Raw genomic sequence first — 12,770 nt, forward strand, 5'->3', positions numbered from 1 at the left:
TTCTAAATTGTTAGTTTTAAATCTTGGCTAATTTTGTCGTAAATTTGAGGATTATTATATTTAGCCAAAACTAAAGCAATTTTTTGAGTATGTAATACATTAGCCATATCATTAACTGTTAAAACATGATCGCTAATATTAGTTGCCATAATATGTTCATAAGCGATTTTTGCTTCTTCTTCACTTATTGTAATTTGATATGTACGAGTAATTAAAAATTCAATTAATCTAGTTAATAAAGCAAATTTAGCATTATTTTCAACTTGAATTAAAAAATGTTTCAATTGAGGATTATTTTCATTAGTTAATTCAGCTAAGGTTTTATTTAAAAGATGATTAGGAATTAAATGTTGATTTTTCTTAATTAAATTGGTCATTTCATATTCTAAATTAGAATTGCTAAATTTAACAATATTAACTTTGCCAATTTCAAAAATAATATGTTTGTAGTATCTCAATAATTGTGAACTAGCATGATCCATAGAATAATCTTGTATTAAACGTTTTTTTAAATCATCAATATTTTTGATTTCTTTTATTTTTACTAATTTAATATTTTCGTTGGTAATTTGTGTATATTCTTTTCTTTGTCCATTATTTATTTTAATAATTCAATGAACATTAGTTGGATCGTTAACTTCAAAAGTTTGACCGTATTCTTTGTCTATTAGTAGTTCATTAATATTAAAACTATCATTTTTTTTCTTAGCTTCTAATTGAATTGTGGTTCAAGGAGTAATTATTTTTTCAGCTTTAGTAGTTTGATAAGTTATTTCAACTAAATCATTTTTTTCTACTTTACCACTATTAATATCTTTAAAAATTGGGTAATTATTAATAAAATGTTCGAAAGCTTGATTCATTTTATTTAAATCTATTTCTTGATAAAAAAATTCATTTGTTAGATCTTTGTGTTTTAAATTAACTAATTCTTCTAATTTATAGTAGCAAAAAATTAATTCAAATTCTAACTCATTTTCATTACCTTTAAAAATATTTACAGTTGGTGGTACAGGATTGTAAATATTTTTACTATTGGTTTCTTTTTCAATTTCTTCTTTTAATTTATCAATTTGATTTTGAATAACATTATCAATACTTTGTTTTAATAATTGTTGTGGCGTAGCTTTTTGTTGTTTTTGTAAATTTTCCAAAAGTATTTTACTTTGTAAATTTTTCCATTCATTTTTTTCTAAAGCAATTTTAATGCTTTTTTGATGATAATTAATTGTATTCATAAATTCCTTTTATTGACTAAAAATAGTTACATTAAATTATATTATAAGTTAAAGAGTTGATGATGTTATTAATAAATAAAAAAGTATTCTAAGTACTTTTAAAGATTATTTAGTTTTTTATTATTGTAAAACTTTTGTTTAATAATTAATTAACTATAATAAATAATTTTCAATTTTTTAATTGTAATAATATTTATTTTTCATTCTTTGACAATTTTATTTATTAATTAAAAATTGCATTCATTTATTTTTTAGTATTCTATTTTTATTGAATTAATTATTAATTTTTTTTATAAACACATAATAAATATATAAATAATTAATAAAGTTTTGTCATAATATTTTCATATCAGTATTTAAATTACTAAATGTTAAAGTTAAAATAAAATATGAAAAAAAATAATAAATTTCATTTTTTTAAAAAATTTATTATGTTTTAATAATCTTTAATTATTTAATTTAGGATAATTAAAATATGAAAAAAAAGAAATTTTGAAAATTATTTTTATGTCCTACTATATTTTCTACATTGTTGTTTTTACCATTTATAACCGTTATATCAGCCAATACAGATAATTCAAAAATAAAAAACAATAAAAATATTAATGGATATGAAATTGATGAAAAAATAATATTAGAAGAAATAAATTTAAAAAGTAAAGATGGAAAAATACAAATAAATTATCCTAATAGTATGAATAATGTTAGTTTTGCACTAATAAAATTAAAAAGTAATTTAAATATTAATGATTTAGATTTTAATAAAATTTTAACTATAAATAATGAATTTATAAAATATATTAAAAATCTTTATCCAAATCTAAATTTAGAATTAATTCCTTTTAAAACTTCTTTTAGAATCTGAATAAATTCTTATATTCCATTCTCTAAAAATGAAATATTTTTTTTGAATAAAATAGTTAATGATTCTAAAGTTAAAAATTTATCATTAATTAGAAATGTTAACATTGAGAATAGTGATTCAAATAACAATATAATTGCAACTAAGAATAAAAGAAAATATGATAAAAATACCAAAATTAAAGAAGAATCATTAAATAAATTTTTAAAAGCAATAAATATATTTGATTATTTAAAAAGTGATGAATTTAATAATTATTTAAATAAAAAGAATTTAAAAAATGAAAATTATTTCAAAGTAGGGATAATAGAAACAACTGGAAATCTTGATACAGAACATGATATTTTTTCAGATAATAATATTATTCAACACAATAATTTCGATATAAATGATTATCCTAATATTTTTAATTATAGCACTTCAAATGAAACCGATATTCATGCAATGACTGTAGCTACAATTTTAGCAAGTAAATATGGCGTTGCTCCAAGAAGTGATATATATTTTTCTTCTTTTTATAATTTTGAGGGAAATGTTAAATGACCTACTAATTCAAAAAATAAAAAATTAATTAATAGTTTAATAACTCAAGATGATTTACGCAGAGAAATTATGTTTATTGGATGATTTAATTCAATTTATTTTATATTAAAAAACAATGTAAAAGTTATTAATCATAGTTATCGTTTAGGACTTGTTTCTAAAATTTCAAAACCATTAATTAAATATTTAGAGGATACTTTTTACTATAATCACATATTACATATTTTTTCTTCTGGCAATTATGGTAATATTGGACAATTTATACCAGATTATAAATTAGAAAAAAATTCTATAGTTGTTGGGAATGCTGTTTTATTAGATAATAATAAATGAATTTTAAATAAAACAAGTCAATATAAAATTAAAAAAGAAAATGAATTTACTAATTCACCATTAATAGTAGCACCTGGAACTGACTATAAATTATTTACACAAAATCCTATTTCCGGCACAAGTTTTTCTGCTCCAATTATATCAGGATTGTATTCTTTATTTTTAAGGCAGGAAAAAATTATTAATTTACACTCAAATTTCGTAAAACCTATTTTGTTTAAATCTATTTTAGTAACAGGAGCTTCCCAAAAAAATAATGTAGGAGAAAAAGAATTCAAAAAAAATGGATTAGAATTAAAAACAGGAGCAGGTATGCCTGATTTTGAAAAAATGTTAGAAATTATTAATAATAATCAATATTTTATACATAATGGCACAGGCATAAAAGATTTACAAGATATAAAATCAAATAAAAAAATAAAAATGAAAAAAGGAGAAAAAATAAAAATTTCTCTTTCATTTAATAAAATACCTCCTTTAAAAGCTAAAAATAAAAATTATTCATTAGATTATTCAGAAGAATACAGAGATGATTATTTATTAGATGAAGAATTGGGAATGAGTCATCATGCTCTAACACTTAAAAAAATTGATAAAAATGGTAATGAAGAAGTTGTTTCTTACGTTGACGATAGAAATTCTAATATCTTAATATTAAATTATCAAAATAATGATGAAGATTCTGATTTTGTATATGAAATTAATACCTTTTTGCCTGGAAATCATTACGTAGTTAATCCAAATCAATTTTTTGCTGTGACTTATTTAAAAAATTATGAATAAATTTAAAAAAATTTTTTGATATTTATTGTCGTTAACATCAACTGTAACTGTATTAACCAGTTGTACAACTCAATATAATGAAATAAAAAATAAAAATAATATTATTAATAGAGATATTATTTTTAAAAAAGATGAAATAAGCAAAAATTCTGATTTCAATCCTATTTTTAAGTTATTTGTAGAAAATTTAAATGAACCAAATAATTTAGACAATATTATAAATTTATATACAATAAATGATTTAATTAATAATAGAATAATTTTAAATAAAAACGATTCGTGATTTATTAATTATATAATTGATAAATATCAAAATAAGTCTTGAATGAATTTAGAAAATAATTCGCTTGATGATTATCAATTTTTAAAAATTATTTTTAAAACTAATATTAATGATCATAAAATGATTGAAAATATAATTTTCAAACCTGCAGAAAATAACATTAATATTGATATTAATTTTAATACTTTATCACAGTCAAATAATGAAAAAATAAAAACAAAAAGATTGTGATTGCTGGTTCCTAAAATATGAAATACTAAAATTGAAAATATTCAATTATCATATAAACAATATTTAAATTATTCTGATATTAAGATTAATGAATTATTTAATAATGGCAATTTAGAAGATTTTTATGTAGATTTAAAACCATGAGAATTAAATTGAAATAAAAATAACATTGAATTTGATGTTAAAAATACTAATTTAAATAATGTTATAGAAATTATTGCACCAACAATTATTGCTAAAGATAAAAAAAATAGTGATTTAAAAGAAAAATTTTATAATGGCGAAATTGGAACAATTGACAATTTAAAACAAATAATAGCAGAGATTAAAAATAATAATTTTTCTGAAAATGATAAAATTGATTTAACAATTTGAAGCAATAAATTTATTGAATTTATAAATAATAATAAATATACTCATTTTTTAGTTTTATCTATTGATGATGCTCAACAATATGGTCTAACTTCATTGAACATTAATAAAGAACAAAAAAAATTAATTTTGAATTCTTTATCAATGCATTTGGGTCCTTCAGATGCAATTCCTGAAAATGATGCTTATTATGACAGTTTTTATACTTTAAGATTTTTCTTATTTAAAGATTTTGAAAATCTAGAAGAATTTCGTATTGAAAAAATAATTAAAAAATATTTTCATACTTTAGATAATAAAAAACAATATTCTAAATTTGAAAATATTATATTTTCTCCTTATATTATTAACACGCAAATAATTAAAAAATAATATAAAAACAAAAACATCTTTATTTAAACTACTAGTTTATTTAATAGGTGTTTTTATTTTTACAAACTTGTAAACTCAGGATAATTTATGTTTTATAATTCATAATAAAAAAAAGCATTTTAAATGCTTTTTAATAAAATTATTTAGTTTTTTTATTATTACGAAAGTCTCACTTAATAGCATAATTTTTTTTAGCTATATCTATGTAATAATCAACAATTTTTTCGTTGTAATAATGTTGATTTTTTATATTTTTATTAACTACATTACTTACTGAATTAAGAATTTTATTCATTAGTTTTTTAGGATATTTTCATTTTATTGAATTAATAGCTAAATCTTCTTGATCAACAATTGATAAAGGTTTATCAGGATATTTTTTAATATCAATATCTAAGTCAATAAATTTTAAAGTTTGATCCTCAAAAATAGGTGTGGAAGCAATATTTACATATACATAATTTTTATTTTTTAACAATATTAAAGCATTGTGCATTTCATTTTTAGGCAAAAATCAAATTACAGGTTCTTTATAATATCAATCTTTTTTATTTAGTTCATTAACTTTATTTTTATACAAAACTAAAATGATTTGTTTAGGAGTATTTTTTAAAACCTTAACGTCGTTTCATTGTCGATATAGTGTGCCATTATATTTATATGCTTGTACAGTAATTAGTGAGCCAACAATTGGGGAATTTTTATAATTCATTTTTCTCTTTTATATTGTAAAAAATATTATTTAGTTGTAAAGTATATTGTTCATTAATATTGTTAAAAATAGGAATGATAGTTTTCCAAGCAAAATTATGTAAATTTAAGTAAAATTCTTTGGCATTAGAAGTAATTAATGGTCTTTCTGATAAAGGATTTTCTTTAAAATTACTTTCTAATTCACCCGTATCAATTATACCATTTTTATTAGCATCTTTTCAGAAACTAATATTAGCTTTAGTTAATTTACTACTATCGAAATATTCGCTAGTATAAGCGACATAATTGTTTAAATTTTCATAAATATCACTTGGTTTTAATATATCAATTTCTTTATAATTTTCATTATTAATTACCTTATTAAAAGCATTAAAACGCATAAATGGAGTATATTTAATCGGCACAATTGTTTGTTGATTATTTTGTTCTAAAACTATAGCGTTATAATCTAATGAATTTAAATAACCTGATAAAGAAATTTGATTAATAGTATTAGCACTTGTATCAATTTTAATATCATGAATTTGATTAACTTGAGCATTAATTTTTGATCTTATTTGTACAATTTTTTTATTAAATCCCATTGAATCTAAAAAAAGCTTATAAAACAATTTATAGACAGGTGTTTGATTAACTATTTCTCCATTTTGTCTTTGAGTTAATTGATAAGGTCAAACATTATTTTCAAAATTTTGAATATTACTATTACGATTGTTAAAACGATTATTGCGACTATTGGAATTAGATAAATAAATGCCATTATTAACTGTTCTTGCTCAATCTAAAACATAAGAATTATTAGTATAAATAATTGAATTACTATTGTTTTCTTTATAACCAGTTAATCAGTAGTTTTGAATAGTTTGATATTTTTTATTAGCCTGCGTTAGATTATTAAAATTAACATTATTATAATCACTAGCGCTATAATATGGGGTAAAGGCAAATTTTAATCATTCTCTTGGTATTAATTCTACAATTGAATAATAGTAAGGTAAAATACTTGGATAATATTCTGAATTAATAAAACGATTATTTATATTATTACGTTTAAAAGTAACTTTTTTTTCAGGATGATATTCGGCTATATCTTTAAGTGCATCAAGTAAATATTGATAACGTTCATTATCGTTAGTATTTCCTAATTCAAAAAGATTTTTAGTATTAAAAATATTACCAACAAAATAAACATTATCTGATTTTTGATTAAAATTAATTTCATTTGAAATGTTAAGATTTTCTTCTTTATCTTGAAAATGCAATAAATAAGCAAAATTATCATAAAATTCTTTGTAATAATAACCATATGTTCCTATAGGGTTTTCATCAGTGCGATAAGTTGCTTTAATAAAAGAATTATTAAAATCTAAATTAGTAACATATGAATTAACTCAATGATGCATATATTCATGAAATAAAATAGGCATTAAATATTTAACTTTTTGATCTATGGTAAAACCTTTTTCTGCAACAAAAGAACCGTTTAAATAAATATTTTCAATATTAGTTATATACAAACCATTAGCATTAATGTCTGTAAAACGCAAATCATTAACATTGATTTCATTTAAATGAGCTATTTCTGGTCCAAAAGTCATTTTAGCGTAGAAATGATTAGCTAATAAAGCTAAACCATATTCTTCAAGTAAAAAACGTTTTTCTTTTTGTTGCTTATTAGAATTGTCAAATTCACCATAAGAGTGATCTTTAAATTTTAAACCATTAATAGGATCAGTATAAACGATAATATTTTTATCTTGTTCATAAGAAAAATATTCTTCTTTTAATCAATTGTTTGGATCTTTATTTAAACTAGAAATGAGATTTTTAGTTTGTTCATTTAATAAATATTTCTCGTCTAATTTAATTTTTAAAAAATCTTCTTCATAAACATCATAATTGTCACTTTCGTTTTCAATATGAATATTTTGTCCATTATTAGAAATAGGTAAATTAACATAAAATGAATCATTTTCTTTATTTAAAACTAAATAAGTAGCAAAAGCAATTCCTAAAGAAACTCCAGTTACAGTCAAACCTAATCCTAATGTTCAAGCTAATTTCTTTTTAAAAGCCATATTTTATTCTCCTTATTTATTTTTTTAAATTCACATTTTTATTAAATAAAAAAATGATTATCTTTTTTGTTTGTTTATTATAAATTTTATTGCACTTTTAATTTTATTTTTGTTAAAATAAAAAAGAATTTTTATAAAAATTCACATTTGTACAAATTATATTAAAACCACTACAATGAATTCATTTGGGTGTGCTTTATTAAAAAAGAAAATAAAGTGCTAGATGTTCGAAATTGTAGCGAGAAATAACAAACTAAAGGAATTAAAAAAATGACAGAACAAATCAAAGATGAAACTCAAAAAGTTTCAAAACCAGAAGAAAAAAAACTTATTATTTCTAGAGATAAATTATTAGAGGCTGGAACTTATTTTGGCCACAAAACTAGTCAATGAAATCCTAAAATGAAAGAATTTTTATTGCCAAATAGTCAATCAAAACGTGGTATTCACATTATTGATACAAATTCTACTCTTAAACGTTTAGAATTTATTTATAAATTGTTAAATAAATTTGCTGCTAACCCAAGAACTAGCTTTATTTTTGTTGGAACAAAAAAACAAGCAAAAGAATCAATTAAAGAAAATGCTATAAGAACTAACAGTTTTTACGTTTCAGAAAGATGATTAGGTGGTACTTTTACTAATTTCCAAACTATTTCAAAAAGAATTAAAACAATGGAAGAATTAGAACAAATGAAATTAGAAGGCTTTCCAAATAGAACTAAAAAAGAAGTTTTAGAATTAGAAAAAAAACTTGCTAAATTACATACAAATTTAGATGGTATTAAAAAAATGCAAGGACCTACTAATTTTATGATTATTGCTGATCCAAATGAAGATGAAATTGCTGTTAAAGAAGCAAGAAAAAAAGGTGTTAAAGTTATTGGATTACTTGATTCAAATACAGATCCTGATTTAGTTGATTTTGGTATTCCGGCAAATGATGATTCAGCAAAAAGTATTAATGTAATTATTACAATTTTAGCTGATGCTATTGCTACAGCAAGAGGTGGAAAAGCTAAATTTGCTTATCAAGGTGATGAAGCTATTGTTTTACCAAAATTCGAAACAGAAAAAAAAGATTCAAACCGTAAAGTTTTTGTAAAAAAAGAAGCAGAAACTACTAAAGGAGAATAATTATGGCAATTGATAAATTAGCTTTAATTAAAGAAGTTCGTGAAAGAACTAACGGTGGAATGATTGATGTTAAGAAATCATTAGAAGAATCAAATTGAGATGTTGAAAAAGCTATTATTTGATTAAAAAGTAATGGCAAAATTAAAGCAGCTAAAAAAGCTGATAGAGTTTCAGCTGAAGGTTCTTTAACTATTGCGAAAAATGCTAAAAGAGCTGTTTTAGTAGAAATAAACTGTGAAACTGATTTTGTGGCTAAAAATGAACAATTCAAAACAGCTGTTCAAACTGTTGCAAATGCTTTATTAGAATCACAAGTTAATAACAATGAAGATTTAAATAAAGTAGTTATTAATGGTGTTACATTAAATGAATTTATTGATAATTTAACAGCAACCATTGGAGAAAAAATTTCATTTAGAAGATTTGTTTCATTAACTGCTAATGAAAATGAAGTTTTAGGTGCTTTTGCACATATTAACGGGCAAATTGGTGCTTTAGTTAAAATCAAAGGTCAAAATGAAGAATTGGCTAGAAATGTTGCAATGCATGCTGCAGCTATGAAACCAGAATATGTATTTGTAAATCAAGTTCCTGCAGAAAGAATTGAAATTTTAAAAGCAGAATTTGTCAAACCAGCTGGCTTTGAAAACAAACCAGTAAATATTCAAGAAAAAATTCTCCAAGGTTCATTAGATAAAAAACTTGCAGAATTTGTTTTAGAAAAGCAAGCTTTTATGATTGATGATTCATTAACTATTGAAAAATTATTAAGTACTCAAAATTCGCAATTATTAGATGCTGTTAGATATACAGTAGGCGAAGGAATTGAAAAAGTAGTTACTGATTTTGCTGCAGAAGTGGCTCAACAAATGAATAAATAATTACTTTTAATAATAAATTATTAAAAAAACGACCTAAATACAAAATAATAAAGTCGTTTTTTTTTTTTTTTTTTTTTTGAATTACATATAATTAAATTATCTCAATTAATATAATGTAATTATATTATTGTTGAAAGGAATAAAATGAAAAGAAAATTTAAATTACTATTAACTCTTAATGCTTCAAGCATTTTTGTTTTAACTCCTTTACTTACTGCTTGTGTTAATGATGAAGAAAATATTAAAGAAAAAAAATTTGACGATGTAAATACAAAACCATCAGATTCAAAAAATAAAGATATTTCAAAAGAAAAAAATAAAGATTATGATAACGCTTTGGCAAAAGAAGGTGATAAAGTAGAAGTACAACCTTCAGGGCCAAATTTTTTACCTAATAACACTAATACAGTTAATGCAAGAATTCCTGGAAAACCAGAATTAGTAGATACAGATTATCAAAGTTATAATAGTTTAAGCCCCAATGAAAAAAGCAAAATAGATTTAGAGGCTTACATTAAAGCTCTTAGTGATTTAAATGGTGATTTTAAGACTGTTAATGATTTTATTAAAGACAATTATAATGTTCCTTCTTTGAATGATCAATTACAGATTGATCAATATAATGAAAAAGCAAAACAATTGAATTTACCTGATTATCAAAGCTCAATTTTAAGAAATTTTTCATTTAAAACTAGCAATGACTATTTATTTTTGAATCCTATAAGAAATTCTACAAAAGCAGCTTATTGAAATTCTCAACCTAATAATAGAGGTTTACCAAGATATTTACCTAATGAACTTTATAAAAAAGTTGCATTAGAATCTTTTGCTATCGAATTTTCTAATTCTAATGATTTAATTGAAAAAATTAATCCAAGTAATGCTTATCAATTATATAAAGGTACTGCCTGAATTTTAGATTATGAATTAGATGAAAATAATTATCCTACTAAATGATATCTAGCTACTAACGCACACGTTGCTGCTGCCTTTTTGAAAGATTTAAAAACTAATGCAAATACTAATGATCGCTTTACTAATTTTATAGATCAAGAATTAGAATATGAAAAATATGTCAAATTTAAAGCTGTTGTTGATAAAGGTGAAGCTAAGTGAAAAGAAATTAATGATGTATATGATGAACCCATTGAACGATTATTACAAGAAAAAAAACATTATTTAGGTTTAAGACAAAAAGCAGAAACTGATAATGATCAAACTAAAGTAGCTTATTATCAAAATTTAATGAATAAAATTACGAATGAAGATTTACCTAAACTTTATCAAGAAAAAAATGCAAAAGTTAATAAACAATGAGAAACTTTGAATTTAGAATTTAGAAAAGAATATGATCAAGCTAAAAGACAAATTGATAAAGGTTTTTTAGGAACTACAAAACAAATTACTTTAACACATTTTAATGAAAATACACCATTAGATCAATGATTGAATGTTAATGATTTAGCTTATACTGCAGAAAAATTTACATTTAAACCTGAACAAGTTAAATTAATTTATGCTGGTGTAGATTTTCTTAAAACAAGTCCTAAAGATTATGTAGATAATACTTCAGAATTAAGCACTTTAGAAGAATCGGCTGATTTTGCAGTTTTGGAATTTAATTTTAAAAATTCAACGAATAATTATTCTTACACTAAACACACTAGTGACAATAATTATTTTGCTGATGTAAAAGTTCAAAACGCTCAAGAATTAGCTAAAATTGCAACGAGTAATTTTGCTGATTGAAAAAAAGAAGATAAATTTACGTTTTCTTCTAAATCATTAAAAGCAACATATAAAGAGGATGAAAAAGAAATAATTAAAAATGTACCTTTGACTAACGGAACTAAAGCCGATATTCCTAAAATAGATATTAATTTAATAGCTTTAGGATTTCCTTTATCAAATACTGATAATTTCATTGAAAGAAAATATGTTGAAACCGAAGATTATTATGGTAAAAATAGTCAAAGTTTATGAATAAATAAACCTTTTTATATAGCTAAAGGTAAAGAAATACCTAATCGTATATCAACTAAGGAATATGGCAATGGTTTTAATAAAGCCTTAAGTATAAGAAATCATTTAGATATGCCTGGTATTCTTGATTATAGTATTGTTAATCCTCTTATTCATGCTGAAAATAATAAAGGTTATCAATATAACTTTATAAAAGATAATCAATCTTCATACAATAAATATGAATATACAAATTATGGATTGGGTTATTCTTTAAACTCTTGACAACCACTAGGAGGAGCTTCTGGTTCAAGCTTAAGAACAATTGATAATAAAATCGTAGGAATTAATTTTGCTACAGCTGATGCAAGTGGAGTTTCTTTAACTACTTATACTCAAGCATTAAGAAGTGAAAAAGATACATATCAAGGCTTTTATGGTAAATATCAACTAGAAGAATATGATCTTATATATGGAGGAGGAGAGAATCAAAGAACTTCATATAGAGAAGCATTAAAATCTCATAATGAAAAGATTAAAACTTGATTATTTCCTAATGGTTTAGAAATTGAAAATATACCAACTGAATTTCGTTTTAATAAGTAGGGAGCATAATGATTAGAGCTAAAAAAATTAAACTATTAATTAATTTTGGTGCTATTAGTATTTTAGGTGTTGCTGGAGCAGTAACGGCTAAAGTTATAACTGATAATAGCAGTGAAAAAGCTAGAAATTTAAATGTTATTATTGCTTCAAGAGGCGATATTTCAACAATTAATACTAAAAATGTTGAAACTAATGATAGTAATTCATCTAATAAAGATAATAATTTAAAAGAATTACCAGAACCACAAAAAGAAACTGCAGAAGTGGCACAAGATATTAAAGAGAAAGAAGAAACAAAAAATCCAGAACCCGAACCAGCGGAACCCGAACCAGCGGAACCCGAACCAGCGGAACCCGAACCAGCGGAACCCGAAC

9 protein-coding genes are annotated in these 12,770 nt (G+C 22.3%); 6 read left to right on the forward strand and 3 right to left on the reverse strand.

Going from position 1 to position 12,770, the window contains the following annotated elements:
- Positions 1-2 precede the first annotated feature (2 nt).
- Positions 3-1,238 carry a trigger factor-related chaperone gene (locus tag VBM87_RS01250; protein WP_323177024.1) on the reverse strand — a complete coding sequence of 412 codons (1,236 nt, stop codon included), beginning with the start codon at positions 1,236-1,238 and terminating at the stop codon, positions 3-5.
- A 475-nt stretch (positions 1,239-1,713) separates the two neighbouring features.
- On the opposite strand from VBM87_RS01250, the gene VBM87_RS01255 reads away from it, so the two are divergent.
- Both VBM87_RS01255 and VBM87_RS01260 read left to right on the forward strand, forming a co-directional pair.
- Positions 1,714-3,759, forward strand: coding sequence for a S8 family serine peptidase (locus VBM87_RS01255; RefSeq protein ID WP_323177025.1), 2,046 nt, complete (start codon positions 1,714-1,716; stop codon positions 3,757-3,759).
- A complete protein-coding gene (locus VBM87_RS01260; RefSeq protein ID WP_257076130.1) occupies positions 3,752-5,017 on the forward strand; it encodes a hypothetical protein in 1,266 nt (421 codons plus the stop codon). The genes VBM87_RS01255 and VBM87_RS01260 overlap by 8 nt, the downstream gene beginning before the upstream one ends.
- Before the next feature lie 139 nt (positions 5,018-5,156).
- Here the strand turns inward: VBM87_RS01260 and VBM87_RS01265 are convergent, their stop codons facing one another.
- Positions 5,157-5,729, reverse strand: a complete 573-nt coding sequence (locus VBM87_RS01265; RefSeq protein WP_257076131.1) for a DUF402 domain-containing protein — start codon at positions 5,727-5,729, stop codon at positions 5,157-5,159.
- Positions 5,719-7,809 carry an MYPU_1760 family metalloprotease gene (locus tag VBM87_RS01270; protein ID WP_323177026.1) on the reverse strand — a complete coding sequence of 697 codons (2,091 nt, stop codon included), beginning with the start codon at positions 7,807-7,809 and terminating at the stop codon, positions 5,719-5,721. The genes VBM87_RS01265 and VBM87_RS01270 overlap by 11 nt, the downstream gene beginning before the upstream one ends.
- A 270-nt stretch (positions 7,810-8,079) precedes the next feature.
- Between VBM87_RS01270 and rpsB the strand changes: the two genes are divergently transcribed.
- From rpsB to VBM87_RS01290, 4 genes are all read left to right on the forward strand, one after another.
- Complete coding sequence (gene rpsB / locus VBM87_RS01275; RefSeq protein WP_323177027.1) at positions 8,080-8,946, forward strand: 30S ribosomal protein S2; 867 nt, start codon at positions 8,080-8,082, stop codon at positions 8,944-8,946.
- Positions 8,947-8,948: 2 nt separating this feature from the next.
- Positions 8,949-9,827 carry a translation elongation factor Ts gene (gene tsf, locus VBM87_RS01280; RefSeq protein WP_323177028.1) on the forward strand — a complete coding sequence of 293 codons (879 nt, stop codon included), beginning with the start codon at positions 8,949-8,951 and terminating at the stop codon, positions 9,825-9,827.
- Positions 9,828-9,971: 144 nt separating this feature from the next.
- Entirely contained in the window at positions 9,972-12,395 is a 2,424-nt protein-coding gene (gene mip, locus VBM87_RS01285) for an Ig-specific serine endopeptidase MIP (RefSeq protein ID WP_323177029.1), read from the forward strand.
- Positions 12,396-12,403: 8 nt separating this feature from the next.
- On the forward strand, positions 12,404-12,770 hold a 367-nt coding region (locus VBM87_RS01290; protein WP_323177030.1), incomplete at its 3' end, for a hypothetical protein.

Origin of the sequence: Mycoplasma sp. 744 (genome assembly GCF_034863305.1) — a bacterium.
Taxonomy (GTDB): domain Bacteria; phylum Bacillota_I; class Bacilli_A; order Mycoplasmatales; family Metamycoplasmataceae; genus Mycoplasmopsis.